Source organism: Sanguibacter sp. 25GB23B1 (assembly GCF_040012415.1).
Classification (GTDB): Bacteria; Actinomycetota; Actinomycetes; order Actinomycetales; family Cellulomonadaceae; genus Sanguibacter.
Genome location: NZ_JBDYKL010000005.1, coordinates 79,148 through 104,120, shown reverse-complemented (window position 1 = coordinate 104,120; position 24,973 = coordinate 79,148). Strand labels below are relative to the sequence as shown.

General features: G+C 72.2%; 26 protein-coding genes. 14 read left to right on the top strand and 12 right to left on the bottom strand.

Going from position 1 to position 24,973, the window contains the following annotated elements; genetic code table 11:
• Positions 1-115 precede the first annotated feature (115 nt).
• From ABKW26_RS05110 to ABKW26_RS05100, 3 genes are all read left to right on the top strand, one after another.
• Entirely contained in the window at positions 116-457 is a 342-nt protein-coding gene (locus ABKW26_RS05110) for a DUF4244 domain-containing protein (RefSeq protein WP_348591452.1), read from the top strand.
• A 62-nt stretch (positions 458-519) separates the two neighbouring features.
• The gene (locus tag ABKW26_RS05105) at positions 520-945 is read left to right on the top strand and encodes a TadE family type IV pilus minor pilin (RefSeq protein ID WP_348591450.1); all 426 of its coding nucleotides are present in this window, start codon (positions 520-522) and stop codon (positions 943-945) included.
• 23 nt (positions 946-968) lie between these two features.
• A complete protein-coding gene (locus ABKW26_RS05100; protein WP_348591449.1) occupies positions 969-1,361 on the top strand; it encodes an Rv3654c family TadE-like protein in 393 nt (130 codons plus the stop codon).
• A 7-nt stretch (positions 1,362-1,368) separates the two neighbouring features.
• On the opposite strand, the gene ABKW26_RS05095 is transcribed toward ABKW26_RS05100, so the two are convergent.
• The 4 genes from ABKW26_RS05095 to ABKW26_RS05080 all read right to left on the bottom strand — a co-directional run bounded on the left by ABKW26_RS05095 (position 1,369) and on the right by ABKW26_RS05080 (position 4,112).
• Entirely contained in the window at positions 1,369-2,181 is an 813-nt protein-coding gene (locus tag ABKW26_RS05095) for a hypothetical protein (RefSeq protein WP_348591448.1), read from the bottom strand.
• Positions 2,178-2,561 (bottom strand): PadR family transcriptional regulator, encoded by a 384-nt coding sequence (locus ABKW26_RS05090; protein WP_348591446.1) that lies wholly within the window; start codon positions 2,559-2,561, stop codon positions 2,178-2,180. The genes ABKW26_RS05095 and ABKW26_RS05090 overlap by 4 nt, the downstream gene beginning before the upstream one ends.
• Positions 2,562-2,643: 82 nt before the next feature.
• Positions 2,644-3,465: a polyphosphate polymerase domain-containing protein gene (locus ABKW26_RS05085; protein WP_348591444.1), complete on the bottom strand. Its 822-nt coding sequence runs from the start codon at positions 3,463-3,465 to the stop codon at positions 2,644-2,646.
• Complete coding sequence (locus tag ABKW26_RS05080) at positions 3,462-4,112, bottom strand: DUF4956 domain-containing protein (protein ID WP_348591443.1); 651 nt, start codon at positions 4,110-4,112, stop codon at positions 3,462-3,464. The genes ABKW26_RS05085 and ABKW26_RS05080 overlap by 4 nt, the downstream gene beginning before the upstream one ends.
• A 170-nt stretch (positions 4,113-4,282) precedes the next feature.
• Here ABKW26_RS05080 and ABKW26_RS05075 point away from each other — a divergent pair, with 170 nt between their 5' ends.
• The 9 genes from ABKW26_RS05075 to ABKW26_RS05035 all read left to right on the top strand — a co-directional run bounded on the left by ABKW26_RS05075 (position 4,283) and on the right by ABKW26_RS05035 (position 14,176).
• Positions 4,283-5,059, top strand: coding sequence for a response regulator transcription factor (locus tag ABKW26_RS05075; protein WP_348591441.1), 777 nt, complete (start codon positions 4,283-4,285; stop codon positions 5,057-5,059).
• Positions 5,056-6,660: a HAMP domain-containing sensor histidine kinase gene (locus ABKW26_RS05070; protein WP_348591439.1), complete on the top strand. Its 1,605-nt coding sequence runs from the start codon at positions 5,056-5,058 to the stop codon at positions 6,658-6,660. Before ABKW26_RS05075 ends, ABKW26_RS05070 begins: the two co-directional genes overlap by 4 nt.
• 79 nt (positions 6,661-6,739) lie before the next feature.
• Entirely contained in the window at positions 6,740-8,026 is a 1,287-nt protein-coding gene (locus tag ABKW26_RS05065) for an aminotransferase class I/II-fold pyridoxal phosphate-dependent enzyme (protein ID WP_348591437.1), read from the top strand.
• Between the two features lie 134 nt (positions 8,027-8,160).
• Positions 8,161-9,789: a methyl-accepting chemotaxis protein gene (locus tag ABKW26_RS05060; RefSeq protein WP_348591435.1), complete on the top strand. Its 1,629-nt coding sequence runs from the start codon at positions 8,161-8,163 to the stop codon at positions 9,787-9,789.
• Between the two features lie 110 nt (positions 9,790-9,899).
• Positions 9,900-10,442, top strand: a complete 543-nt coding sequence (locus ABKW26_RS05055; RefSeq protein ID WP_348591433.1) for a universal stress protein — start codon at positions 9,900-9,902, stop codon at positions 10,440-10,442.
• 337 nt (positions 10,443-10,779) lie between these two features.
• Positions 10,780-11,769: an ice-binding family protein gene (locus ABKW26_RS05050; RefSeq protein WP_348591431.1), complete on the top strand. Its 990-nt coding sequence runs from the start codon at positions 10,780-10,782 to the stop codon at positions 11,767-11,769.
• Positions 11,742-12,428: a class F sortase gene (locus ABKW26_RS05045; protein WP_348591429.1), complete on the top strand. Its 687-nt coding sequence runs from the start codon at positions 11,742-11,744 to the stop codon at positions 12,426-12,428. The genes ABKW26_RS05050 and ABKW26_RS05045 overlap by 28 nt, the downstream gene beginning before the upstream one ends.
• A gap of 141 nt (positions 12,429-12,569) precedes the next feature.
• On the top strand, positions 12,570-12,923 hold the full coding sequence (locus tag ABKW26_RS05040; RefSeq protein ID WP_348591427.1) for a YciI family protein: 354 nt from the start codon (positions 12,570-12,572) through the stop codon (positions 12,921-12,923).
• Positions 12,923-14,176 carry a DUF6596 domain-containing protein gene (locus tag ABKW26_RS05035; protein WP_348591425.1) on the top strand — a complete coding sequence of 418 codons (1,254 nt, stop codon included), beginning with the start codon at positions 12,923-12,925 and terminating at the stop codon, positions 14,174-14,176. Before ABKW26_RS05040 ends, ABKW26_RS05035 begins: the two co-directional genes overlap by 1 nt.
• Here ABKW26_RS05035 and ABKW26_RS05030 read toward each other — a convergent pair.
• The 5 genes from ABKW26_RS05030 to ABKW26_RS05010 all read right to left on the bottom strand — a co-directional run bounded on the left by ABKW26_RS05030 (position 14,173) and on the right by ABKW26_RS05010 (position 18,408).
• Positions 14,173-15,804 (bottom strand): GGDEF domain-containing protein, encoded by a 1,632-nt coding sequence (locus ABKW26_RS05030; RefSeq protein WP_348591423.1) that lies wholly within the window; start codon positions 15,802-15,804, stop codon positions 14,173-14,175. The genes ABKW26_RS05035 and ABKW26_RS05030 overlap by 4 nt on opposite strands.
• Before the next feature lie 199 nt (positions 15,805-16,003).
• Positions 16,004-16,459 carry a nitroreductase family deazaflavin-dependent oxidoreductase gene (locus tag ABKW26_RS05025; RefSeq protein ID WP_348591421.1) on the bottom strand — a complete coding sequence of 152 codons (456 nt, stop codon included), beginning with the start codon at positions 16,457-16,459 and terminating at the stop codon, positions 16,004-16,006.
• A gap of 53 nt (positions 16,460-16,512) precedes the next feature.
• Positions 16,513-17,664 (bottom strand): DNA alkylation repair protein, encoded by a 1,152-nt coding sequence (locus ABKW26_RS05020; RefSeq protein WP_348591419.1) that lies wholly within the window; start codon positions 17,662-17,664, stop codon positions 16,513-16,515.
• A gap of 67 nt (positions 17,665-17,731) precedes the next feature.
• Positions 17,732-18,121: a VOC family protein gene (locus tag ABKW26_RS05015; protein ID WP_348591417.1), complete on the bottom strand. Its 390-nt coding sequence runs from the start codon at positions 18,119-18,121 to the stop codon at positions 17,732-17,734.
• Entirely contained in the window at positions 18,118-18,408 is a 291-nt protein-coding gene (locus ABKW26_RS05010) for a metalloregulator ArsR/SmtB family transcription factor (protein ID WP_348591415.1), read from the bottom strand. The genes ABKW26_RS05015 and ABKW26_RS05010 overlap by 4 nt, the downstream gene beginning before the upstream one ends.
• A 146-nt stretch (positions 18,409-18,554) precedes the next feature.
• Between ABKW26_RS05010 and ABKW26_RS05005 the strand changes: the two genes are divergently transcribed.
• Positions 18,555-19,388: a siderophore-interacting protein gene (locus tag ABKW26_RS05005; protein ID WP_348591413.1), complete on the top strand. Its 834-nt coding sequence runs from the start codon at positions 18,555-18,557 to the stop codon at positions 19,386-19,388.
• On the opposite strand, the gene ABKW26_RS05000 is transcribed toward ABKW26_RS05005, so the two are convergent.
• The 3 genes from ABKW26_RS05000 to ABKW26_RS04990 all read right to left on the bottom strand — a co-directional run bounded on the left by ABKW26_RS05000 (position 19,293) and on the right by ABKW26_RS04990 (position 24,002).
• On the bottom strand, positions 19,293-20,111 hold the full coding sequence (locus ABKW26_RS05000; RefSeq protein WP_348591545.1) for a GTP pyrophosphokinase family protein: 819 nt from the start codon (positions 20,109-20,111) through the stop codon (positions 19,293-19,295). The two genes, ABKW26_RS05005 and ABKW26_RS05000, sit on opposite strands and share 96 nt — an antisense overlap.
• Before the next feature lie 89 nt (positions 20,112-20,200).
• Positions 20,201-21,049, bottom strand: coding sequence for an alpha/beta hydrolase (locus tag ABKW26_RS04995; RefSeq protein WP_348591411.1), 849 nt, complete (start codon positions 21,047-21,049; stop codon positions 20,201-20,203).
• 67 nt (positions 21,050-21,116) lie between these two features.
• On the bottom strand, positions 21,117-24,002 hold the full coding sequence (locus tag ABKW26_RS04990) for an EAL domain-containing protein (RefSeq protein WP_348591409.1): 2,886 nt from the start codon (positions 24,000-24,002) through the stop codon (positions 21,117-21,119).
• A gap of 106 nt (positions 24,003-24,108) precedes the next feature.
• Between ABKW26_RS04990 and ABKW26_RS04985 the strand changes: the two genes are divergently transcribed.
• Entirely contained in the window at positions 24,109-24,972 is an 864-nt protein-coding gene (locus tag ABKW26_RS04985) for a DUF4184 family protein (protein WP_348591407.1), read from the top strand.
• Position 24,973: the final 1 nt, after the last annotated feature.

Sequence of the window (24,973 nt, the reverse complement as noted above, 5' to 3'; positions counted from 1 at the left end):
CAGGGTGCGGGTGGAGCGAGACCGTCCACAGTCCGCAGCATCGTCGTCGCGGAACCACGCACGCTTCCGCAGGCTCGGTTCCTGCCCGTCCGGGCAGCAGACCGAGAGGAACACCATGACGATCACCCACACGCACGCCCCACCCTCCGCAGGGCCTCTGGGCGGAGCTCCAGCCCGCACGACCGGCGCCGTCGTCCCGAGCAGCGCACGCAGGCACGGTCGCACCGCTCGTCCTGGGGCGCACCGCGGACGAGCTCGACAGTGGCTCGCCGGGCGGGCCTGCACCGCGCGCAGCACCGTGCTGGCTCGTCGCGACGACGGCATGGCGACGGCCGAGTACGCCATCGCCACCATCGCTGCGGTCGGCTTCGCCGGTCTGCTCATCGCCGTCCTCAAGAGCGCGACGGTCAAGAGCCTGCTGTCCGGCCTCATCTCCACCGCGCTGAGCATCGGCTGACGGTGGACGACCACCGTGGGGAGCGCCTAGGGTCGCTCGCGCGCCCACGTCCTCGCGCCGCCGTGTCGCGCACGAGTGTCGTAGCTCGGCGTGCGGGGCGTGCCGCGTGGCGTCGGCGCCGGGTCGTCGACGGTGATCGTGGGGCCGTCACGGCCGAGCTCGCGGTCGCGCTCCCCGCGGTGGTCCTCGTGCTCGTCGCCGTCGTCGTCATCGCGCTGGCCGGCGCCACCCAGCTGCGGGTCACGGACGCGGCACGGGCGGGGGCGCGTGCCGCGGCCGCGGGCGAGCCGGACGCACGGACCGTCGAGATCGCTCAGCGCACGGCCGGCGACACCGTGGCCGTCTCTGTCCAGCGGTCCGATCCCTGGGTCACCGTCACGGTCGAGGCGCCGGTCGCGGGTGGATGGTTCGGAGGTCGAGGCCTTGCGGCCTCGGCGACGTCGACGGCGTGGCTGGAGTCCGCCGTCGCCGAGGAGGGGGCGCAGTGAGGGGCGTGGACACCTGTCGCGCTGTGAGCGCCAGAGGAACCCCGTCCCGCCTGCTCTGCGGAGAGGACCCGGAGGCCGGCTCGGGGACGGTCCTGCTCATCGGCGTCGTCGCTGCCCTCGTGCTCCTCGCCGCTCTCGTCGGCGTGCTCGGCGGGTCGGCCGCAGCGCGGGGTGGGGCCCAGGGGGCGGCCGACCTCGCGGCCCTCGCCGCGGCCGGCGCGGACATGAGCGGGACGGCGGAGCCCTGCTCGCTCGCGGGCGAGGTGGCTCGCCGCAACGGCGGGACCCTCACGCAGTGCCTGCCCGAGGGGGACGGGATCTACACCGTCACGGCCACCGCCCCGGCGCCCGCCGGGCGGACGGCCGAAGCGAGGGCGCGAGCCGGCCCGGCCTCGGCGGCGGAGCAGGCGGGCTGATGCGTGGCTACTGCTCCGAGATCCACCAGATGAAGCCCAGGATCAGCACCGTGTACGCGGGGATCATGAGGTACGAGAGCGCAGCGATCCTGCTCGCGCCGCGCGCCGACGTCGGGCTGCTGTCGGGGACGGTGCCGTCCTCGGCGTCGGGTCCTGCGAGCGGCGAGGTGATGAGGTCCTCGTCGACGCCGCTCCGCTGGCGCGCCCGCTCCCACACGGAGCCGACCACGAGCACCCCGGCGGCGAGCACGAGGGCCGGTGTGGCGGGGACGGTGGCGAGCGGCTGCTGGAGGAGCAGAGGCACGACGACAGCCAGCGCGGAGAAGCCCATGAACGCGAAGAACGCCCCGACCGGGTGGGTGACGACGAACCGCAGCACGGGCTCGGAGAAGGAGACGATCCCGGCGATGACTCCGAGAAGGATGACAGCCGAGAGCGCCTGGCCGGTCGTGAGGTCGAGGTCCTCACCGGCAACCCATGGGGCGAACGCCCAGAGGGTCGCGAGCATCCCGACGATCTGGACGACCGTCGGAGCGGTGGCTGCAGCAATCGCGGCGACGGTGTCGTCCTCGCTGCGCGGCAGCCCGAGGCTGCGTGCGTACCCGGTCGCGTCGCCGAACGCGTCGTGAGCGGTCTCGCCGCTCTCGGCGCAGTGCGACTCGACCTCGCTGAGCGCCTCGCCGATCGCGGGCCCGCCCACCCCCTGCAGGCGGAGCTCGAGCACGAGGCTCTCGGCCCAGGGCTCCTCGACGTGCGGCGCCAGGGCGCGCTCGGTGGAGTACTTCCACTCCGACCAGCGCTTGCGGATCGTCGACCTCATGACTGGACCTCCGGGGTGAGAGGGAGCGCGGCGCGCGTCCCATGGATGATGGTTCGCGTGACCTCGGTGAACTGCGTCCACTGGTCGCCGGCGCGTGCGAGCTCGTCCTCGCCGGAACGTGTGAGGTGGTAGTACTTGCGGCCCGGCCCGCCCTCGCCGGCGCGCCACTCGATGGTGACGTGGCCGGCATCTTCGAGGCGCTTGAGCAACGGGTAGAGCGTGCCGCCCTTGAGCGTGCCGAGGCCGCCGTCGGCGAGCGCCGTCCCGATGGCGTACCCGTAGGTGGGGCCGTCGGACAGGACGCGGAGCACGCAGACACCCAGGACGCCGCGCAGCCACTCGCTCGGCCAGTCGCTGGGTGCGGTGCTCTCGTCGGACATGACTAGAGAGTAGCGCAACCTATGTAGGTTCGCTATCTAGGTAGGCGCGCGGAGCTCTCCCTCGGGAGCGGCGGTGCGGAGCTCACCGGGGGAGGACGACCTGCTCGAAGGGGTTGCGATGGAGCACCCGCATCCACTTCGCCGCCGGGAGGTCCGGGTCGAGGGCGGCGAGCCCGGTCCCGTACTTCGAGATCTGCGACGGCCGGTGTCCCCGGCTCCAGAGCATGCGGTCGACGGGGGACGCCCCGGCACCCGACTTCGTCTCGACGACAGCACGCGACGGCAGACGTGCGACAGTGCTGTCGTCGCGCGAGCACACCAGACCGGTGTCGATGGTGAGCCGGCTGTCGGTCGCCGGGGTGGGGCCGCACACGAGCAGCGTGGTGCGCGCGTAGCGGGTGACGAGCGTGGGGCGCAGCGCCGTGGTCTCGTCCGCGGGCAGGCGGTGCTCGTCGAGCACGCCTCGGACGAACTCCTGGCCCGCGCGGGTGAGGTCCTGACGGTCGGCCAACGGATGAGGCTGTCGCGTCTTGACGGTCCTTCCGCGCCGGTCGCGGGTCTTGACCTCGAGCCAGCACTCGCCCGAGTCGAGGTACGTCCGCGTGCGAATCTTGAACCGTGCGGGCCGTCGGTGCGCCGCGAGCATGAAGCTGCGCAGGGCAGGGGTGTCGAAGTAGACGGACTCGTAGCCGAACGTGCGGCTGCCGGCGATCTCGAGGACGTGCGCCTGGTCCTGGAGGTCGCCGACGAGGCCGATCGTCGCGGGCAGGGGCAGCACGTACTTGCGGTCCGTGCGGGTCTGGAGCGCGGCCCGGTCGAGCAGGTCGTCGAGACGGACCGGTGCCATGGCCGCGAGCGCCGAGGAGAGGTCGGGGCTCTCTGCTGGCGGCGTCGGCGCCGTCATCGCTGCGCCCCGGCGACCATGATGCCGGTCGTGCGTGCGGTCGGGGCGGGCTGGCCCGTCACGTCGGCCTGTCCGCGCGTCCGGGGCCGCGGCCTGCGGCCGTCCTCGCCCACCCGGTACCGCACGTCGACGAGCGTGGTTTCCACGACGAGGTCGACCTTCTGGACGACGACAGCGTGCACGGTGGCACCGAGGAGCCGTTCGAGGTGCGCGACGAGGGCCTTCTCGTCGGTGAACGCAGAGTCGAGCACCATGAGCTGGCTGCGGTACCTGGCGAACATGCGGGGGTGGTCGCCGACGAACAGCGTGAGCACCACGAGTGCGGACAGCGTCGCCGTGAGCCACAGCGGCGTGACGGCGAGGCCCGCGAGCAGGCCGATGGCGAGCGACGCGAAGTAGTACGCGACCTCCTGCTGTCCGAGCTCGGTCGAGCGCAGCCGGATGATCGAGAGCACCCCGAAGAGCCCGAGCCCGAGGCCGGCCCCGATCGTCGAGGACGAGAGCGCCGTCGCGACGACGAGCACCCCGACGTTCACGCCCAGGTAGGCGACGACGAGCTCACGTCGTCGGTGGCGTGGGAAGTACAGGGCGAACGTGAGGACCGAGACGGCGACGAGGTCCAGGGTGAACGTGAGGAAGAGTGTCATCGGGAGGCTCCAGGGGTCTGAGGTATGCCCGGAACTCTGGCGGACCGCTCTGTGCCGTCCCTGCGTGCTCCCTGTGAACCAGACATGAGTCCTGGGACACGGCCGGCATCCACAGGTCGCGCACAGGGAGCGCTCAGCGCCCGCAGGGGCGCGCGCGCGATCATGGACGCATGAGCACCCCGGCAGCCCGCGCGAAGCCCGACCTCCTCACCCGTCTCGACGGGTCTCCTGTCCGTGCGCTCGTCGTCGACGACGAGCCCTCGCTCGGCGACCTCCTCTCCACGGTGCTGCGCTACGAGGGGTGGCTCGTGGAGACGGCGCTCACCGGCCGGGCAGCGGTCAAGGCTGCCCGAGCGACCCCGCCCGACGTCATCGTCCTCGACGTCATGCTCCCCGACCTCACCGGCATCGAGGTGCTCCGTCGGATCCGTGCCGATCTCCCGACGGTGCCCGTCCTCTTCCTCACGGCGAAGGACGCCGTCGAGGACCGTGTCGCAGGCCTCACGGCAGGTGGTGACGACTACGTGACGAAGCCCTTCAGCCTCGAGGAGGTGGTCGCGCGGCTGCGTGCCCTCCTGCGCCGCGCCGGCGCGAGCACGACCGCCGACGACAGCACGCTCACGGTCGGCGACCTCGTCATGGACGAGGACAGCCACGAGGTGACACGCGGCGGTACGGAGATCCGGCTCACCGCGACGGAGTTCGAGCTCTTGCGCTTCTTCATGCGCAACCCCCGCCGCGTCCTGTCGAAGGCGCAGATCCTCGACCGCGTGTGGCAGTACGACTTCGGTGGTCAGGCGAACATCGTCGAGCTCTACGTCTCCTACCTGCGGCGCAAGATCGACGCGGGCCGGACGCCGATGATCCACACCCTGCGCGGGGTGGGCTACGTGCTCAAGCCTGCCGACGCCGAGCCCGCGTCCGGCGCAGAGGACGCCGCCGGATGACCGGGTGGACGCTGCGGCGGCGGCTCGTCGCCGTGCTCGTCAGCCTGCTCGTCGCGGTCGCCGCGACGATCGGCACCCTCTCCACGCTGGCACTGCGCGAGTCGCTCGTCGACCAGCTCGACGGGCGCCTCTCCGAGGCGAGCGCCCGGTCGCTGCGCGCCCACGAGGCGCCCCGACCGTCCGAGCAGGACGGCTCGAGCCCGCAGGACGGTGCGACCGGGCAGCCCGGCGACGTGCCCGGGTCCGACGACATCCCGAGCGCCGACGACCTGCGCGGCTTCGACGGCCCGCCGCCGGGCCTCGACACGCCCGGGCAGGGTGCCGGGACGATCAACCTCGCGATCGGGGACGACACCGAGCTCTCCGGCTACATCGACTCCGAGGGGACGTTCCAGTCGCTCACCACCGCCCAGGTCGCCGTCCTCGAGGCGGTCGAGCCCGACGGTGAGCCCCGGACCGTCGAGCTCGAGGACCTCGGCGACTACCGCGTGGTCGCGGCCACGTCGGAGACCGGCACCCTCGTCGTCACGGGCCTGTCCAGCGAGGAGGTCACTGCGACGGTCAGCCAGTACCTCGCCGTCGAGGTGATCGTCGCCGTCCTCGGCATCGGCACGGCCGCGCTCGTCGGCGGTGCGCTCGTGCGCCGTGAGCTGCGCCCGCTCGAACGGGTGGCCGCGACCGCGACACGCGTCTCCCAGGTGCCGCTGCACCGCGGCGAGGTTGCCGTGCTCGAGCGTGTGCCCGACACGGACACGGACCCCGGGACCGAGGTCGGCAAGGTCGGCACGGCCGTCAACCGGCTCCTCGACCACGTCGAGGGTGCGCTCGCGGCCCGGCACGAGAGCGAGACCCAGGTCCGCCAGTTCGTGGCCGACGCCAGCCACGAGCTCCGGACACCGCTCGCCTCGATCCGCGGCTACGCCGAGCTCGTCCGCAGGATGCCCGACGAGGTGCCCGACGACGCCCTGCGCGCCATGGAGCGCGTGGAGTCGGAGTCCCGGCGCATGACCACCCTCGTCGAGGACATGCTCCTGCTCGCCCGCCTGGACGCGGGTCGGCCGCTCGGCTCCGAAGAGGTAGACCTCACGGCCCTCGCCGTCGACGCGGTCTCGGACGCGCACGTCGCCGGCCCCGACCACCGGTGGCAGCTCGAGCTCCCGGGCGCGGACGACACAGACGACACGGACGACGCCGACAGCAGGACGGACGACCTCGACCGCAACCCGCCGACCGTCGTGCTCGGCGACGAAGGACGCCTGCGACAGGTGCTCGTCAACCTCCTGGCCAACGCCCGTGTCCACACCCCACCCGGCACGACGGTGGTGACGTCGGTGCGCTCGGACGGCGAGACCGTCCACCTGACCGTCCGCGACGACGGTCCGGGGATCCCCGAAGGGCTTCGGAGCCAGCTGTTCCAGCGCTTCACCCGGGGTGACGCGGCGCGGTCGCCCGGGAGCGGGTCGACCGGGCTGGGCCTCGCGATCGTCGACGCGGTCGTCCGCGCGCACGGTGGCCGGATCGAGGTCGACGGGACGCGCGGCGAGACGACGTTCACGGTCGCCCTCCCGGCCGCTGGCCTGCGGACCGAGACGTTCCCCTAGGATCGAGGAGGGCCCGCAGGGCCTGTCGCTCCGCAGTCGTTCCGACGCTCGGCGAAAGCCGGTGAGAGGTTGCCACAGGATGTCTTCCCAGATCGCGATCGAGTCCCTCAGCCCTGACGAGCTCGCTGCTGAGCACACGGCGCTGACCGCCCGCTACGCAGAGCTCACGGCGAAGAACCTCACGCTCGATCTCACGCGCGGGAAGCCGTCCCCGGAACAGCTCGACCTCGCGAACGGGCTGCTCACCCTTCCGGGGGAGGACTACCGCGACGGGAACGGGCTCGACACCCGCAACTACGGTGGGCTGGACGGTCTGCCCGAGCTGCGCGCGATCTTCGCCGAGCTGCTGAACATCCCGGCGGGCAACCTCCTCGCGGGCAACAACGCGAGCCTCGAGGTCATGCACGACCTCGTCGTCTTCGCCCTCCTGCACGGCACCCCTGACTCGGTGCGCGCGTGGTCGAAGGAGCCGGTGGTGAAGTTCCTCGCGCCCAGCCCCGGCTACGACCGCCACTTCGCGATCACCGAGGGCTTCGGCTTCGAGATGATCCCTGTCCCGCTCCACCACGACGGACCCGACATGGACGTGGTGCGTGACCTCGTGGCGAACGACCCGGCGATCAAGGGGATCTGGACGGTCCCGACGTACGCGAACCCGACCGGCGCGGTGTACTCGGAGGAGATCACCCGCGCGCTCGTCTCGATGCCCACAGCGGCACCCGACTTCCGGATCATCTGGGACAACGCCTACGCCGTGCACTCGCTCGTCGAGGACGGCGCGCCGGCGGTCGACGTCCTCGGGCTCGCGGCCGAGGCGGGGAACCCGAACCGTCCGCTCGTCCTCGCGTCGACGTCGAAGATCACGTTCGCCGGCGCAGGCGTGAGCTTCTTCGGGGCGTCGGACGAGAACATCGCCTGGTACCGCGCGCACTACGGCGTGAAGAGCATCGGTCCCGACAAGGTCAACCAGCTGCGCCACCTGCGCTTCTTCGGTGACGCCGACGGCGTGCGCGCGCACATGGCGAAGCACCGCGCCATCCTCGCCCCGAAGTTCGACCTCGTCCAGGAGATCCTCACCGAGCGCCTCGGCGGCTGGGGAGTCGCGACGTGGACCCGGCCCGAGGGCGGGTACTTCGTCAGTCTCGACGTCGTCCCCGGCACGGCCCGCCGCGTGGTGCAGCTCGCCAAGGAGGCCGGGATCTCGCTCACGGCCGCCGGCTCGGCCTTCCCGTACAGCACGGACCCGCAGGACACGAACATCCGCCTCGCCCCGAGCTTTCCGTCGCTCGACGCCGTCCGGGCGTCGATGGACGGCGTCGCGACGTGCGTGCTGCTCGCGGCGGTCGAGGCCAGGCTCGCCGCCTGAATATCACGCGAGCTCCTCGGTCGCCCGCACGCCGCAAGGTGAATATCCTCAGGGCCGTCTGCTTTCCCGCATCTCCTTGACGGATCCGCCGATAGATGGTGTGACAGCGTTTTCACACCGTCAGAGGATCCGTCATGAGCAAGACCCCAGCACCCGCCGCGTCGACGCCACGAGCAGGCCTTCTCGCCCGTGCGACGGTGCGGATGAGGATCTTCGCGCTGGTCGGTCTCTTCGCGGTGCTCGCCTCCGGGCTGGGCGTGTTCGCGGCCGTGCAGATGACTGCGATCGCCGGCGAGACGCAGGCAGCCAGGACGCAGTCGTTGGTGGGCGAGGAGCTCGGTCGCCTCAAGGCGGCGCTGCTGGACGTCCGGGTCATGATGCTCCGGATCAACGTGGTCCTGCCCGAAGACACGGAGAAAGCCGTGGTTGCGCTGGAGCAGTCCTACGCGACGCTGGACGACGTCAAGGCGACGTACGCCGAGGTCTACCGGGCAGCCAACGGCGAGCTCCCGGCCAACCTCGCGAAGTTCACCGAGTCGTTCGACGCGTACCGCACCGTCGTCGACGAAGAGCTCGTGCCGGCTGCGATGGCAGGCGACGACGAGACCTATGCCGAGGTCCTCTCGGGTGGAGTGAACGACGACATCGTCTCGATGCTCGGCGACGTCGGTGACATCGAGGCGGAGATCTCCGGCCAGATGGACGAGCTCGCCGAGCACGCGACCACCGAGGCGCGCAGCGCGCTCGTCGCGACCATTGCGATCCTTGTCGTGGTCATCGCTCTCGGGATCGCGTTCGGTGCGGTCATCGCCAACGGGATCCGTCGTGCGGTGATGGAGGTCAAGGGTTCGGTCGACGCGATGGCGACCGGTGACCTCACGAAGGCACCGAAGGTCTCCTCGCAGGACGAGATCGGCCAGATGGCCACGGCGCTCGCCGTCGCGCAGACGTCGTTGCGCGAGGTGATCTCCGGGGTCGTCGAGACCGCGGGCACGGTCGCCGCGGCAGCGGAAGAGCTCTCGGCCGCGAACTCGCAGGTTGCCGCGGGGTCGGAGGAGACGAGCGTGCAGGCAGGCGTCGTCGCGGCAGCAGCCGAGCAGGTCAGTCGCAACGTCCAGACCGTCTCGGCGGGCGCCGAAGAGATGAGCGCGTCCATCAGGGAGATCGCGCAGAACGCGCACGAAGCCGCCAAGGTCGCCCGCCAGGCCACGGATGTCGCGGACGCGACCAACGCCACCGTGACCAAGCTGGGGATCTCCTCGGCCGAGATCGGCAACGTGGTCAAGGTCATCACGAGCATCGCGGAGCAGACGAACCTCCTCGCGCTCAACGCGACGATCGAGGCAGCCAGGGCGGGCGAGGCAGGCAAGGGCTTCGCCGTCGTCGCGAGCGAGGTCAAGGAGCTCGCGCAAGAGACGGCGCGGGCGACCGAGGACATCGCGCGCCGCGTCCAGGCGATCCAGGTGGACACGGGTGGCGCGGTCGTCGCGATCGGTGAGATCTCGACGATCATCGCCAGCATCAACGACTACCAGCTGACGATCTCCTCTGCCGTCGAGGAACAGACCGCGACGACCAACGAGATGTCGAGGTCGGTCTCCGAGGCGGCGACCGGATCGGTCGACATCGCGAGCAACATCGTGGGGGTCGCGAGCGGCGCCGCCTCGTCCAGCCAGGTCCTCGTCCAGATGGGGACGTCGGTCGACGAGCTCGCCCGCCTGTCCGCAGACCTGCGCCAACGCGTCGCCGCCTTCGTCTACTGACCTCGGGGCGCCTCTTGGCGCGCAGCTCTCGGCGTGGCATCGTCAGATGTCTCGATCGAGGCAGGCCCCACGACGGGCAGGTCGTGACGACCGAGCAGAGGAGGGGTGTCATGAGCGCACGCGCTGCACCGCAGCCGAGCCCGTCGCGTCTCACGCCCTTCGGTGGGCACCCTGTCGTCGTCGGGATCGTGCCGCACCAGCCGGAGCTCGTGGCACTCACGGCCGCGGCCTGGTCGGCTGCCGCCGGCGGCGTCACCCTGTACTTCGCCTACGTCGACCCGACACGGTTCACCGTGGAGGAGCACCCGGACGGCACCGTGCGCCACGCGGAGCTCGACCCGGACGGTGCGGACGACTCCTGGACGGACACGCAACGGCAGATCGAGCAGTCGCTCACCGACGTGCTCGAGGGCTCCGGTGTCCCGTGGCAGCTGCGGTATCTGGCGGGCCGGGCGGACCGAGCGCTGACACACCTGGCGCGGGCCGTGGACGCCTCCGCGATCGTCGTCGGCACGCGCGCGCCCGGCCCGGGAGCGCGGCTGCGCGAGGTCGTCGACGGATCGGTCGCGGTGCGTCTCATGCACCACCAGCACCGTCCGGTCCTGGTCGTGCCTCTCACCGTCGTGGACTGGGAGACGCCGCTCTGGCGGTGACGGAACGTGGCACGTCCCGCGCAGCCGGGTGAAGAACGCGGCGATATCGTGCCATATGCGCGTTCTGTGCTGCCCGATGGACGAGGTCCCCGCGCGGTGAGCGAGAGCCGCCGATAATCTCGGTGACGGACGCCCCGGCGGACTCCTCCTGAGGAACTCGCCGTGGCACGCTCGATTCCGGACAGCATCCGTGTCGACAGTGGTCGCACTGAGGCGACCGGTGCTCGCACGGTGTCACTGCTGCCTGACACACGGAGCCATACCTTGGGCCCCGTCCCCTCTCGGGCACGACATCGTGGCTCTGAGCGCCCTACCGTCTCGAAGGACAGATCCATGGTTGTCGTCCCCCGCACTCACGCACGCACCCGCCTCCGCGCCCCCCCTGTCGCTCACTGCGGTGGTCGCCGCCTGCGCACTGGCCCTCGCACCGTCGACAGCGCACGCTGCGATCGGCACCCCGGTCCCGCTCGGTGCGGGCGCGACGTTCGCGGTGCTCGCCGGCGCGGGCGTGACGAACACGGGCGCGACCACCCTCGGCGGTGACGCCGGTTCGTTCCCCACGACGAGCATCACGGGCGCCGGGACCATCACGTACGTCGGCGGCGTCGAGCGTGGTGGTGACGCGGTCACGCAGCAAGCGAAGACCGACCTCGTGACCGCGTACAACGCGGCGTCGGCGCAGACGCCCGACCCCCTCGCCGCAGTCGAGCTCGGCGGGCTGACGCTCGAGCCCGGCGTCTACGACACCGGCGGAGAGATCGAGCTCAACGGCAACCTCACGCTCGACGCCAACGGGGACCCGAACGCCGTCTTCGTCTTCCAGTCGCTCTCCACCCTCCTCGCCGCCGCCGGCAGCTCGATCACGTTCATCGACGGCGCCACGGCGTGCAACCTCTACTGGCGGGTGCCGAGCTCGGCGACCATCGAGGCGGGCAGCCAGTTTGCCGGGACCATCCTCGCGGAGACGACGATCTCCTTCGAGGCCGGCGCCACGCTGCAGGGCCGCGCCCTCGCTCAGACGGGCGAGGTCACCCTTATCAGCAACACGATCACCCTCCCGGTGTGCTCGCCCACGACTCCCGTCCCTCCGGTCACCGGGCCTGAGGCGGCCGGACCAGGCGCTCTGGCCGTCCCGGCGGCCCCGACGCCCCGGGCCGCCCCGCAGGTCGCGGTCCGACCCCGTGGAGGAGTGGCGACCGGTGACGGTAGCAGCGTGGTCCGCACCGGGACCGACACCCCCGTCCTCCTGGCGGTCACCGCCGGCCTGGCGGGTATCGGTGCCGTGGCCGCACTCGTGGCATGGTCTCCGCGCCTGCGCCGCAGGTGACGGCGCACCGTCGCACGGGCCGCACGACGCGGCGGGTGGTCGCCGGTCTCGTGGCGCTCCTCGTCACCGTCTCCGGCTGCTCCACCGCCGACGGGTCGACGGAGGCCGCGACGCCCGCAGGGTCCGCGACCTCAGCGGCGGTCAAGAGCGAGCCGAGCAGCCCGGCCCCCGCTCCTGCCGCCGCACCCACCGCACTGCCCGTCGCGGCGATGTCCGCCTCCGTCCCGCTCCGCGTCGAGGTGCCGACCATCGGCGTCGACTCCGAGCTCATGGCGCTCGGGCTCCTCGCGGACGGGTCGCTCGAGGTTCCACCGGGTGCCTTCCCCGCAGGATGGTTCACGGGCGCGCCGACGCCGGGCGAGATCGGCCCGGCGGTCATCGCCGGACACATCGACTGGGTCACAGGCCCCGGCGTCTTCCACCAGCTGGCGGCTCTCGAGGTGGGCGCCGAGATCCGGGTGAGCCGCACCGACGGCTCGGTCGCGGTCTTCCGGACCACCGAGGTCACCCGCTACCCCAAGGACGCGTTCCCGACCGAGCTCGTCTATGGGGACATCGACCACGCCGGGCTGCGGCTCATCTCCTGCGGCGGGGCGTTCAACAGCGCCACGGGCCACTACGAGGACAACATCGTCGCCTTCGCGGAGCTCGTGACCTGATCCGCGCCGTACCGTCCGACCGACCGGCGTCGAGCCGCCGCAGCCTGCCCGCACACTGCTCCACCCTGCCTGTCGATCTGGCCGCACCTCATACGACATGATGGTGACGGCAACCTCGCTGTCCCCACGAAGGGAACGCAGATGAAATACCTCGTGCTGTTGATCGGCTACGGCGAGATGCTCCCCTGGGAGGAGCTCACGCCTGAGCAGCAGGCTGCCGACATGCAGAAGTTCGGCGAGTTCGGAGCCGCCTGCGAGGCGCGGCCGGGCGTCGAGATCCTGTCCGGGGAGGCGCTCGGTGGACCAGCGAGCTCCACCGTGATGTCGACCCGAGACGGGACCGTGTCCCTCACCGAAGGGCCGTTCGCCGAGGCGCTCGAAGGCCTCGGCGGGTTCTACCTCGTCGAGGCGCCCGACATCGACGTCGTCGTCGACCTGCTCACGATCCTCCCGCCGTACGACATCCAGATCGCGCCCACGGTCGACACCCCCTGATGTCTGCGGGGCCCGTCCTCGACGAGGTCTGGCGCACCCACTGGGGCCGGCTGCTCGGGCAGCTCATGCACCGGTTCGGGCGCCCTGACCTCGTCGAGGACGCGCTCGCCGGTGCGTTCGCCGACGCGGCTGCGCAGTGGCCACGATCGGGCGTCCCGGAGAACCCGGCGGGCTGGATCCGCACCGTCGCGAGCCGTCGCGTCGTCGATGCGCTCCGCCGCGAGCAGACGGCCCGGACCAAGGCGCACCTGCTCGTCGACGACGAGCCCCGGAACGAGCCTGCGCACGACGGGACTGCGCCCGCGCCCGGGGAGGACGTCGACGAGCGGCTGTCGCTGCTGTTCATGGCCACCCACCCGGTGCTCGCCCCCGAGGTGCGCCCGGCGCTCGCGCTGCGCTTCGTGCTCGGCGTGCCGACAGCCGACATCGCGCGGCTCTTCCTCGTGCCGACCGCGACCATGGCCGCCCGGCTCACCCGGGCCAAGGCCCGGCTCGCGAGCAGCGGCGTGCCGTTCGTCGTCCCCGACCTCGACCGCTGGCCGGACCGGCTCGACGACGTGGCCCGCACGATCTACCTCGCGTTCACGGCGGGGTACGCACCGGTCGGCGGCGAGGACGTCGTCCGTGTCGGACAGGCCGACGACGCCGTCCGGCTGGCCGAGCTGGCAGCAGACCTCCTCCCGGGCCGGCCGGTGCTCGAGGCGCTCGCTGCCCTGCTCGTCCTCCAGCACGCCCGGCGTGATGCCCGGACCGGACCCGACGGCCGGCTGGTCCGGCTCGTGGACCAGGACCGCGGCCGGTGGCGCGGTGACGAGATCGATGCCGGGACCGGACGCCTGCGCACCCTCGAGCCCGGTGCCGGGCTCGCCGAGGAGCTGCGGCTCCAGGCGCTCGTCGCGGCGTTCCACGACACGGCCGCGACGTCCGCCGAGACCGACTGGGCCGCGATCGCGCTCACCTATGCGCGGCTCGAGGCGCTCACGGGGTCGCCGATCGTCCGGCTCAACCGCGCGGTCGCCGTCGGCGAGGCTGCTGGGCCGATGGCCGGGCTCGCCGTGCTCCGCGCTGCCGCCGACCGGTTGCCCCACCACCACCGCGTCGCGCTCGTCCGGGCCGAGCTGTTGCGCCGCGACGGCCAGGTGGACGCCGCGCTGGCGGCCTACGACGAAGCGCTCACGGACTGTCCGGACGGCGCCGAGCGGACGCACATCCTCGCTCGGCGCGAGGACCTCGCCGCGGGGTCGTCCCGCTAGTCAGCGAGGCGCACGGCGTCGCGGCCGTTGCGCTTGACGGCGTAGAGCGCGGCGTCGGCGCGGGACAGCAACGACTCCACCTGCTCGTCGTCCCGGTGCAGCGCGACCCCGATGCTCACGGTGATCCGCTCGCCCGGGAGGAGGTCGTCCCACGCGTGGGAGACGATCGCGTGGCGGATCCGCTCGAACGCGTCCGCGGCGTTGACGTCGCTCAGGCCGTCGAGCAGGATCGCGAACTCCTCGCCGCCGTAGCGTGCGACGACGTCGTCGTCGCGGACGATGTCGTGGAGCACGACACCGAGCCGGGCGAGCACCTGGTCGCCCACCTGGTGCGACCAACGGTCGTTGACCCGTTTGAAGTGGTCGATGTCGAGGAGCGCGCACGCGAACCGCCGGGTCGGGTCCGTGGCCCACTGGGACAGTGCCGTGTCGAGCGCCCGACGGTTCCGCAGCCCGGTGAGGGCGTCGTGGGTCGCCTCGTGCTCGAGCCGCAAGTTGTGCTCCTGGAGCGCCAGCGCTCGCGACCGCTCGGCCTCGACCTCGAGCCGGGAGCTGAGCAGCTGTGCCCGACGGTCTGCGGTCGCGTTCCCGAGCTCGAGCGTGAGCTCGTGGACCTCGCGCATCGTCGTGAGTGCCGAGCGCAGGTCGCCGCGACCTTCGTGGGCGTCGACGAGCGAGGTGAGCAGCTCGATGCGCTCGCCGGGCCGGTCGAGCTCGGCGCACAGGTCGAGTCCGTCGAAGATCTCGAGCACGGCCTCGTCGAGGCGGCCGACGCGGACGAGCCATCGCCCACGCAGGCCGTGGTGCGAGATCTGCTGCCGGGTGGACGGGAAGGACTGGAGCATCGCGGCGGTCCCGTCGAGCGCGAGTCCGGCAGCCTCGAGGTCGCCCGCGAGCATGTGGGCGCCCACGACCGCGAGGCGCGCGTCGATCCCCGTGCGGGAGAGACCGGCCGCGTCCGCCTCTTCGACGGACTGTCGCGCGATCCCGAGGGCGTGCCGTGCTGCGGCGGCGGCGCCGCGCGGGTTGTCGACGGCGAGGCGACCGCTCGTCGCGACGTAGGCCTTGGCGAGGTTGGTCTGTGCGATCGACGCGTGGTCGGTGTCGCCGGCGACGAGCCAGAGACGACGAGCCTCGACGAGGACGCGCGCGGCCTGCGGCGCGAAGTGCGGCATGCCCATGTAGACGGTGCCGAGGCTGTTGAGCACGGACGCCGTCCCGGAGTCGTCGTCCGTCTGGCGGCGCAGGTCGAGCGCTCGCTCGAGCTGGTCGATCGCTCCCTCGGCATCGCCGATCTCGCGGCGCACGAGTCCCTGGCACACCAGGGCGCGCGACTCCCAGACGAGGTCGCCGCGCTCGTGGGCGAGCTGTTCTGCGCGCGCTGCGGCCTCGAGGGCGTCGGCGTCGTGCGCGAGGATCTGGTGTGCGTACGCGGCGCAGCACGCGAGGCGCATCTCGGCGTACTCGTCGCCGTACAGGCGGGCGAGGTCGAGGTACTCCTCGGCGCGCGTGACGCAGGCTGGTGCGTCGGAGTCCTGGAGGAGCTCGAGCTCCTCGACGAACGCGTCCCAGTCCGGGGTGTGCGTGTGGTGCGAGAGCTCAACGGCGCGGACGTCTGCGACCGGCATGTCTCTACCTCCCTCACCGGACCGGCGCGGACCAGACCGCGCTCGTCCGTCCTATCGTCACTGGACGACGGTATGTGAGTGGTCGCGAGGGCGACAACTGTGCTCAACCCGGGCGCGGGCCGGCGCTGCACGGCGTGGATCCGTGTGCCGTCCAGGTGGTGACAGCGGGTCGCGCCCCGCCGACCGGCCCCTGCGGCCGTCACGCCGGTGCGGGCTCCAGCACCACGACCGGGATGACTCGCTCGGTGAACGTGGCGTACTCGGCATACGACGGGTACATCGCCACGAGACGCTCCCACAGCGCCGCACGCTCGTCGCCCTCGGCGACGCGAGGCCGGACCTGACGACGCGTGCCGCCGGGGAGCTCCACCTCGGTGCTCTCCATCGCCATGAGGTTGTGGAACCACGCCGGATGGTCGTCCACGCCGCCCTTCGAGGCGACGATGACGAGCCGGGGCGCGTCGTCGAGGTAGAGGAGCGGTGTGGTCCGGGCCTGCCCGGACCTGCGCCCGACATGGTGGAGCAGGAGCACGGGCGCGCCCATGAGCTTCCCACCGACCTTGCCGCGCGTCGTCCGGAACAGGAGGGCGTTGAGGCGGGCGAGCTGGCGCAGGAAGACCCAGGTCCGCGAGCTCGAGGGAGGTGGCTTCTGCATGATCCATCGTGACACCTCCCGGCCCGTTCGCGAGCGGTTCGGGCGCGCCATTCTCAGGCGGAGGAGGGATCCTCGGGGGTTGGCGCGTGCACCGCGAAGGCGGCCCGCCCGCTCGCCACCCCGTTGACCTGGAGCTCGATCGCGTGCTCGCCCGGGTGGTACCGGCGGGTGGTGATGACCTTGAACGAGTGGCGGCGCACGAGCTCGAGGCTGGCGCCTGCAGGGATCGTCGTGCTCGTGATCTTGAAGACCTTGGGCGTCTGCGTCCCGTTGGCCTTGCGGTGGTGGACGACGTAGTCGACGACGACGCGGGCCGGTGCCGTCCCGGTGTTGTGGACGGTGGCGGTGAAGGCGAGCTCGCCGCCGACGGTCACGCTCGTCGCGGCGAGCGCCGGGCCGTCCACCCGGACGCCGGGCACGGGGCCGAAGCCGAGGAGCGCGAGCGCGCCCGGGTCACCCTTCTTCACGAGCGTCCGCAGCGCGTGCCGGACGAGCCGTTCGGTGTGCGCGTCCGGGGCGCCGAGCCAGCGGCCGGCGGTCTCGACGACGACGGAGGGGTCGGTCCGGCTGAGGTCGTTGAGGTGGTTGGCCACCGACCGCCGCACGTACTCGCTCTCGTCGCGGTAGAGCGCGTCGAGGATCGGGACGGTGAGGGTTGCGTCCGTCATGAGGCCGGGCACGCGCGTGCCCCACGGGAGGTAGCGGCGCGTGCCCTCGCTCGCGAGGCGTCGCACGTGCTCGTCGGGGTGGGCGGTCCATGTCTCGACCACCGTCAGCACCCGCCCGAGGTCGTGGGCGAGGAGCGGCCGGATGGAGAACTCGGCAGTGAGGCGGCCGGTCACGTCGGCGAGGAGGGCGAGCGCGGCGTCGACCGTCGCGGGACCGCTCTCCCCGCGGTCCTCGAGCGCGCGGGCCGAGATGGCCTCGGCCACGGGCCAGACCATCCAGCCGGTGAACCGGTCGTGGAGCAGGCACCGGCGGACCAGTGTCTCGAGCGCCGCGGCGCCCTCGACCGCGGTCTCCCCGGGCACGTCGGCGAGCAGCGCGTCCTTGAGTGCGTGCGCACGGTCCCGCAGGCCGAGAGGCGCGAGCGTGGTGCCGCACGCCCGCAGGTGCTCGAACGGTGCGCCGGGCTGTGCGCGGGAGATCACGTCGACGAGCTCGGCGACGACGGAGGGTCCGATGAGCTCGTCTGCGGCAGGCATGGCATGGACGCTACCGCGCGGCACCGACGCTGGTCAGCGGGGCGGTCCGGTCAGCGGGCCGGGTCGATCAGCGGGTGGGCCCGGCGATCTGGATGAGGTTGCCGCACGTGTCGTCGAAGACGGCCGTCGTGTAGGGGCCCATCGCTGTCGGCGGTTGCGTGAAGGTCACGCCGAGCGCGACGAGGCGTTCGTGCTCGAGCGTGACGTCGGGGACGGCGAACTGGGTGGCGGGGATGCCGTCGGCGACGAGCGCGTCCTTGAAGGGGCCGACCGCGGGGTGCTCGGAGGGTTCGAGCAGGAGCTCGACGCCGGTGGGGTCCTCTGCGGGGACGACGGTGAGCCAGCGGAACGCGCCGGCGGGGACGTCGGTCTTGAGGACGAAGCCGAGCACGGAGGTGTAGAAGTCGAGCGCCTTCTGCTGGTCGTCGACGAAGACGCTGGTGACGGTGATCTTCATGGGAGGTCCTCTCGGAGGAAGGGAGCGAGCCATTGCGTGACGGTGTCGGTGAGGTGGGTGGTGCGCAGGTGGTGCCTGCGGTACCGGCCGTCGGGAACGATCTCGACGAGTCCGGCGGCCTCGAGGACGGCGAGGTGCTTCGATGCACCCTGCCGCGAGATGGTGATCTGGTGGACGGACATGAGCAGGACGCAGATCTCGAAGAGGGTCTGGTCGTCGCGACGTGAGAGCTCTTCGAGGATGGTCCGCCGGACGGGGTCTGCGAGGGCTCTGAAGACGTCGTCCACACCTCAAGTTAGGCAACCACATGGTTGCCTGTCAAGAGCGAGGTGGGGCGCCGGGTGCGAAGCCGACGGTGGACACCCTGTTCCCGCCCTTCCTGAGTAAGGCTATCCTCACCTCAGTAGCTCCCGACTCCGAGAGGCTGGCCGGCATGGCTCGCAGCACCCTGGACACCGCCCGCACCAAGCCGCAGACGAACGAGCTCGTCACGCTCGAGGTCCTGCACCGGGAGCTCGTCTCCCCGAACGTCGCCCGCGTCACCCTGGGACGCGGCGACATCGAGAAGTTCGTCCCGCTCGGCTTCGACCAGTGGTTCCGCCTGTTCATCCCCGTCTCGGACGACTCGCTCTCGCGGGTGCCGAACCGCCTGAGCACGCTCTCCTACGCGAGGTTCCTCACCGTCTCCAAGACGGTGCGACCGATCCTGCGCAACTACACCGTGCGCGCCTACCGCGCCGAGGGCGCCGACGGGCCCGAGCTGGACGTCGACTTCGTCATCCACGGCTCGACGGCCGACGGCACGGCCGGTCCCGCCTCGACGTGGGCGAGCACGTGCGAGCCCGGTGCGGTCGTCGGCATCCTCGACGAGGGCATGACGTTCAACCCGCCGCCGGGCCTCACCGACGTCGTCCTCGTCGCTGACGAGACCGCGCTCCCCGCGGTCGCGGGCATCCTCGCGTCGCTCCCACGGGAGACGACCGGCCACGCGGTCATCGAGATCCCCGAGACGGCAGACCGCCAGGTCGTCGAGGCACCCGACGGCGTCACCGTCACCTGGGTCACGCGCGACGACCCGGCCGCCACGCCCGGCCCGGCCGCGCTCGCGGCAGCGGTGGCGCTCGGCGTGAGCGGCGAGCACACCTACGCGTGGGTCGCGGGGGAGTCCGCGCTACCCGTCGCGCTCCGCCGCCTGTGGGTCGCGGCCGGTGTGCCCAAGCACCACATCTCCTTCTGCGGGTACTGGAAGGCCGGCCGCCACCACTGACGCAGCGCTGCGGGAGCGGGAGCCGGCGCGCGCCCGCTCCCACAGCTGCAGCAGCACGCGCTCGTCCATGTCGTCGACCCCGCCGCCCGCGCCGTGCGCGTGGTCCGGGCCGCGGACCTCGGTGTGGAGCTCCTCCATCCGGCGGTCGAGCTGTTCCGCCACGCCGGCCGCCTCGCTCAGGCTGGTCGCGAGGTGCCCAGGGACCTCGCCGTCGTACTTGTAGTAGATCTTGTGCTCGAGGCTGGCCCAGAAGTCCATGGCGATCGTGCGCACCTGGACCTCGACCGTGACCGGGACGGGTCCCGTGCTGAGGAACACCGGGATCTCGACGAGGGCGTGCAGGCTCTTGTAGCCGTTCGCCTTGGGCTGCGCGATGTAGTCCTTGATCTTCAGCACCCGCACGTCCGACTGCGAGGTGAGTGCGTCGAGGACGCGGTACGTGTCGGCGATGAAGCTGCACGTGATCCGGACACCGGCGATGTCCGTGATCCCGGCCCGGATGGTGTCCGGGTCGAGCTCGAGGCCTCGGCGCGCCGCCTTGTCGAGGATGCTGGCAGGCGACTTGACCCGGGAGGTGACGTGCTCGATCGGGTTGTACCGGTGCAGGTGCAGGTACTCCTGGCGCAGGATCGACACCTTGGTGAGCACCTCGTCGACGGCGAACTGGTGCTCCATCTGCAGCCGGGTGAGGTCCTCGCGCATGCGGTGCGCGAAGGCGAACATCTCTGGGTCGAGGGGCGCGCCGACGCCCGCGCCGGTCGACGGGGAAGGATCGTGCACGGTGGTCGCTCCTGGGGAGGTTCGCGAGCTCGTCATCGTGCATCGCCTCCGAGGTGCTCGCGGACGACGCGGGAGAACTCGTCGGGTGCCTCGATCCACGGGTAGTGACCGCAGCCGGCGATGACGGCTGCGCGGCCGGACGAGAACACGTCGGCCATCGCGACGACGGGCGCGAGGCCGGTGAGGCCGTCGCGCTCACCCGCGACGACGAGGACGTCGCCGGCCACCGCGGCGAGGCGGGCGCGGAGGTCGACGGCGTCGACCTCCGCGTAGAAGCGGTCCAGCGCCTCTGCGTGCCACACGCCGAGCCGCTCGTGGGCCTGGGCGGTCTCGTCCCAGCGCCCCCAGCCGATCGGAGCGAGCGCCGGGAAGAGCTCGATGAGCTCGCGTGCTCCGCGGGCTGCGGTCGCGAGGCTGCGTGCCTGGTCGAACTCCTCGAACCAGGGCTCGTCGCGGTGGGCGTCGATGATGTCGGCGGAGTCGTCGGGCACGGGCAGGAGCCAGGTCGCCGGTGGTGTGACGAGGCACAGGCGCTCGGTGCGGTCGGGGTAGCGTGCAGCGAAGGAGAGAGCGACGCGGGTCCCGGCGGAGTGTCCGAGGATGGCGACCTGCTCGAGCCCGAGCGTCTCGCGGAGCGCCTCGACGTCCTCGGCGAGCTCGGGCCAGCGGGCGGTCTCCACCTCGGGCGACGGTTCGGAGCGGCCCACGCCGCGCTGGTGGAGCACCACGAGCGACCGGACGTCCGAGAGCCCGCCGAGGTCACCGAGGTACTCGGGATGACGAGCAGGACCGCCGGCGAGCACGACGAGGGGTGGGAGAGCCTCGTCGCCGATCACGTCGTAGTACAGACGCGTTCCGTCGATCGAAGCGAAGTAGGGCATGAGTCAGCATACGTTCGCGCGGTAGCGACGACCGGCGCGACGGCCGGCACCCGCCGACCGGTGGGCGCTACGTCCCGACCGCAGGGTCGACCGTGCCGACGAACGCGGGCAGCGGGCGGCCGAGCAGGTATCCCTGGACCACGAGGCAGCCGGCGTCGCGGAGCATCTCGAGCTGGTGGGGCTCCTCGACGCCTTCGGCGATGACCTCGATCTTGAGCTCCTGGGCGAGGGCGAGCACGCCGCGCACGAGCGCGACGGAGCCGCCCTTCTCGAGGGCCATGACGAACGAGCGGTCGATCTTGATCTGGTCGACGGGCAGCGCCTGCAACCACGCGAGGGTGGAGAAGCCGGTGCCGAAGTCGTCGAGCGAGATCCGGACGCCCATCTGCCGGAGCTCGGCGAGCCGCTCGACGACTCCCATGACGTCGGTGAGGGACCGGCTCTCGACGAGCTCGAGGTGCAGCTGCTCGGGGGTGAGCCCGTTGCGGGTGAGCGCGGCACGGACGGCGGGGACGAGGCGTGGGTTGACGAGGGTGTCCGCGGAGAGGTTGACCGCGACGCGCAGCGGGCCGCGGTCGCTCGCCTCGCCGAGCGGCACCCACCCGGCGAGGGCGACGCACGCGGCGTCGAGCGCCCAGAGGTCCAGGTCGGTGATGAGCCCGCACTCCTCGGCGAGGGGCAGGAAGGAGCCGGGGGCGAGGAGCCCGAGGCGAGGGTGCTCCCACCGCAGGAGCGCCTCGGCGCCGAGGACGATGTTGCGCCCGGCGACGGCGACGTCGACGACGGGCTGGAAGTGCAGCCGGAGCTGGTGCCCGGCGATCGCGCGGCGCAGCTCGCCCTCGAGGGACGGCACCGGCAGGAGCGGTTCGCTCTCGCCGGCGACAGCGACCTGGTCGCGTCCGCGCTGCTTCGCGACGTACATGGCGCTGTCCGCGGCACCGAGCACACGGTCGGCTCGGCCGTCGGGACCCGCGTGGAGGGAGATGCCGATGCTCGACGTGATGCGGAGCTCACGACCGTCGATCCGCAGGGGCCGGTCGAGCCGGGCGACGAGCCTGTTCGCGACCGCGATGGCGCGGTGGACGTCGTCGGTCGCCCGCAGGATGATCCCGAACTCGTCGCCACCGAGCCGAGCGAGGGTGTCGCCCTCACCGATCTCGGCGCGCAGGAGGTGGGAGACCTGCCGGAGCACCTCGTCGCCGGCCGCGTGACCCCAGCGCTCGTTCACCAGCTTGAAGCGGTCGAGGTCGCAGAACAGGACCGCGGTTCCCCGTTCGTTGGTCGTGCTGCTCAGCTCACCGTCGAGGAGGCGGTTGAAGAGGGCGCGGTTCGGCAGCCCGGTGAGGGCGTCGTGGAAGGACTGGTGCTCGACCGTCGCGATCAGCCGTGCGTTCTGGAGTGCTGTCGCTACCTGGTCGGCGACGCCCGCCACCCGTTCGAGCGCGACGTCGCGTCGCCGCTGGCTCAGGGCGCGCGGCCAGCCGACGGTCACGACGCCCATGAGCTCGTCGCCCGCCACGAGGGGGACGGTCGTCACGGCTTGCGCACCGATGGCACCGATGAGGTCGGCGAGCTCGGGGCTCGCGTGGTCCGACTCGATGTGCATGGGTCGACGCCTCGTGAGCAGCTCGACGAGCTCGGGGGTCACGTCCGCCCGGATCTCGCGCGCGAGCAGCGCCGCACGCTCGTCGGGGGTGTGGCCGCTCGCGGCCGCGGCGCGCATGACGCCTGCGGCGGGGTTCCACAGGAGCAGCGACGACGACCGCGCACCGGTGATCCGGGGCAGCGCGACGGCGGCGACCCCCGCGACCGCGTCGGCGTCGCGGGCGGCGGTGAGGTCCTGGGCGAGCGTGAGCAGGGCGTTGGCGCGTGTGGTCTCGCGCCGGCTGGACTCGAGCGCGCTGACGAGGTCGAGTGCCGCTGCCGCGTGCCGGGCGTACGCCTCGAGGAGTGCTCGCTCGTCGTCGCTCATGGTGACCTCGGCCGGGCGCGACGCGGCGAGGCGCCCTCGGTGCCCGCGGGCGGAGACGATCTCGACCGCCGCAGAGCTGCTCCCGAGCGGGGCGCCCCGGCGCACCGCGGCTGTCAGCTCGTCGAGCGCCGGGCCGGCCGTGCCCTTCGTCCGGATGCTCGGTGCGCAGTCCGCGTCGGTGTCGTCGACGACGAGGACGAACGCCGTGGCGGAGACCACGGACGACGCCCGTTCGACGATGCGGTCGAGCACCGTCGCGACGTCGTCGCTCGCGACGAGGTCGGAGGCCGCGAGCTGGAGGTCCCGGAGCTGCCCGCGCAGCGCGGACAGCTCGAGGTTCGCCGCGAGGGACGAGCGTTCCCGACGCCAGCGCCGACGCCGCTTCTCCCACGTGATCTCGTAGGTGCAGGCCTCGAAGCCGTCACACTGGCACTCGTCGTGCGTGATGGTAGCGAGCGGGAGCCCGAAGATCGCGGGGACGGAGGCGAAGAAGCCGCGCGTGAGATCGCAGTCGAGCCGGTGCGGTGCGTGGCCGTCCGTGATCCGGACCCGGAGCGTGGCCGACGTCGGGGTCGTCCGCACGACGTCGATCGACGTGACGGTCGACAGGTCGTGGACGGCGTGCGGCATGAGCCGGTACACGGGGCGCGGGCTCGTGAAGGCCCGCATCATGAGGAGCCGTGAGTGCTCCACCCCGTGGAGCATGGTCGACTCACCCGCGCGCAGCGCAGCCGCAGGGTCGCCGAGGACGGAGACCATCGCCTCGAGCAGGGTGGTCCGGGTCGCGAAGCTGAACCGGCGCTGCGGGTCCTCGAGCTCGTCGACCGTGTGCGGTGTCCCCGACTCCGCGAGGATCTCGTCGACACCGCCGGGCCCGGCCTGGGCGCGGGCATAGCGCAGCAGCAGAGCGGTCGTCGCGCCGGACGTCTCAGGCTCTTCGCGGGGTGCCGCGTGGGGTGTCTCGGGGTGGTGTCTCATCATCGGCCTCGCTCTCCCATCGGTCCGCGAGGTGCCCGCATGAGGGCTTGACGTGCGCAGATCGTCACGAAAGTGCGTCGGACCAGCAGGTGGCTGGCAGGATGGCGCCGTGCCCTACACCCCGGTCCACGTGCTCGTCGCACTGCCGTTCGCGCGTGCGGGCACGCTCCCGTCGTTGCCCGGGCCTGTGCGCCGTTGGGCGCTCCCTGCCCTGGTGGCCGGGACGATGGTGCCCGACGCCCCGATCTTCCTCGACGTCCTGTGGCCCGGTGCCGACGAGCTGGGCCACGTCACGCACGGTCTCCTCGCAGCGCTCACCCTCGACGTGGTGCTCGCGCTGGCGCTCGCGGCGCTGTGGATCGGGGGCGTCGGGCCGGCGGTCCTCGGGGCTCTCCCACGTCGGAGCCCAGCGGCTGCTCCGGGTCCGGCGCTCGATGCCCGGCGAGCCGACCCGGGTCGCCGCCGGTCCGCCGGGCTCACGGGGACCACGACGGTGGTGGCGGCTGCCGTGCTCGGGATCCTCTCCCACCTCGCGTGGGACGACGTCACGCACCTGCGCGGTCACGCCGTCCAGGCGTGGGACGTCCTGCGCGAACCGCTGGCCGGGCGGCCGCTCTACGTCTACCTGCAGCACGGCAGCTCCGCGCTCGGGGTGCTCGCGCTGCTCGGCGTTGCGATCTGGTGGTGGCGGCGTGCGGTGCCGGTCCCGGCCCCGCAGCACCTGCGCTCCGCGGTCGTCGCGGTCCTCGTCGGTGCGGGCCTCGGCCTGCTCGGCGCGGTCGCCCGCCTCGCGGCGGAGCCCGGAGGCGTGACGCTCTACGCGCTGGCTCGACGCTCGGCGACGTATCCGGTCCTCGGTGCGGCCCTCGCCGTGGTGGTGTGGGCGCTCGTCGTACGGACGCGGAGCAGCAGGCTCGCCCCGGACGGGGTTCCGCGCTCGGCTCCTGACGATCCGGGCGTCCGGACCGGTTGAC

Excerpts from the sequence above, each read along its gene's own strand:
- ABKW26_RS05085 (WP_348591444.1), bottom strand. The coding sequence starts at position 3,465 with ATGACGGCGCCGACGCCGCCAGCAGAGAGCCCCGACCTCTCCTCGGCG.
- ABKW26_RS05045 (WP_348591429.1), top strand. The coding sequence starts at position 11,742 with ATGGTCTCCGCGCCTGCGCCGCAGGTGACGGCGCACCGTCGCACGGGC.
- ABKW26_RS05015 (WP_348591417.1), bottom strand. The coding sequence starts at position 18,121 with ATGAAGATCACCGTCACCAGCGTCTTCGTCGACGACCAGCAGAAGGCG.
- ABKW26_RS05075 (WP_348591441.1), top strand. The coding sequence starts at position 4,283 with ATGAGCACCCCGGCAGCCCGCGCGAAGCCCGACCTCCTCACCCGTCTC.
- ABKW26_RS05090 (WP_348591446.1), bottom strand. The coding sequence starts at position 2,561 with ATGTCCGACGAGAGCACCGCACCCAGCGACTGGCCGAGCGAGTGGCTG.
- ABKW26_RS05070 (WP_348591439.1), top strand. The coding sequence starts at position 5,056 with ATGACCGGGTGGACGCTGCGGCGGCGGCTCGTCGCCGTGCTCGTCAGC.
- ABKW26_RS05095 (WP_348591448.1), bottom strand. The coding sequence starts at position 2,181 with ATGAGGTCGACGATCCGCAAGCGCTGGTCGGAGTGGAAGTACTCCACC.
- ABKW26_RS05005 (WP_348591413.1), top strand. The coding sequence starts at position 18,555 with ATGGCTCGCAGCACCCTGGACACCGCCCGCACCAAGCCGCAGACGAAC.
- ABKW26_RS05040 (WP_348591427.1), top strand. The coding sequence starts at position 12,570 with ATGAAATACCTCGTGCTGTTGATCGGCTACGGCGAGATGCTCCCCTGG.
- ABKW26_RS04990 (WP_348591409.1), bottom strand. The coding sequence starts at position 24,002 with ATGATGAGACACCACCCCGAGACACCCCACGCGGCACCCCGCGAAGAG.
- ABKW26_RS05060 (WP_348591435.1), top strand. The coding sequence starts at position 8,161 with ATGAGCAAGACCCCAGCACCCGCCGCGTCGACGCCACGAGCAGGCCTT.
- ABKW26_RS05025 (WP_348591421.1), bottom strand. The coding sequence starts at position 16,459 with ATGCAGAAGCCACCTCCCTCGAGCTCGCGGACCTGGGTCTTCCTGCGC.
- ABKW26_RS05065 (WP_348591437.1), top strand. The coding sequence starts at position 6,740 with ATGTCTTCCCAGATCGCGATCGAGTCCCTCAGCCCTGACGAGCTCGCT.
- ABKW26_RS05000 (WP_348591545.1), bottom strand. The coding sequence starts at position 20,111 with ATGTTCGCCTTCGCGCACCGCATGCGCGAGGACCTCACCCGGCTGCAG.
- ABKW26_RS05035 (WP_348591425.1), top strand. The coding sequence starts at position 12,923 with ATGTCTGCGGGGCCCGTCCTCGACGAGGTCTGGCGCACCCACTGGGGC.
- ABKW26_RS05080 (WP_348591443.1), bottom strand. The coding sequence starts at position 4,112 with ATGACACTCTTCCTCACGTTCACCCTGGACCTCGTCGCCGTCTCGGTC.
- ABKW26_RS05055 (WP_348591433.1), top strand. The coding sequence starts at position 9,900 with ATGAGCGCACGCGCTGCACCGCAGCCGAGCCCGTCGCGTCTCACGCCC.
- ABKW26_RS04995 (WP_348591411.1), bottom strand. The coding sequence starts at position 21,049 with ATGCCCTACTTCGCTTCGATCGACGGAACGCGTCTGTACTACGACGTG.
- ABKW26_RS05110 (WP_348591452.1), top strand. The coding sequence starts at position 116 with ATGACGATCACCCACACGCACGCCCCACCCTCCGCAGGGCCTCTGGGC.
- ABKW26_RS05020 (WP_348591419.1), bottom strand. The coding sequence starts at position 17,664 with ATGCCTGCCGCAGACGAGCTCATCGGACCCTCCGTCGTCGCCGAGCTC.
- ABKW26_RS05030 (WP_348591423.1), bottom strand. The coding sequence starts at position 15,804 with ATGCCGGTCGCAGACGTCCGCGCCGTTGAGCTCTCGCACCACACGCAC.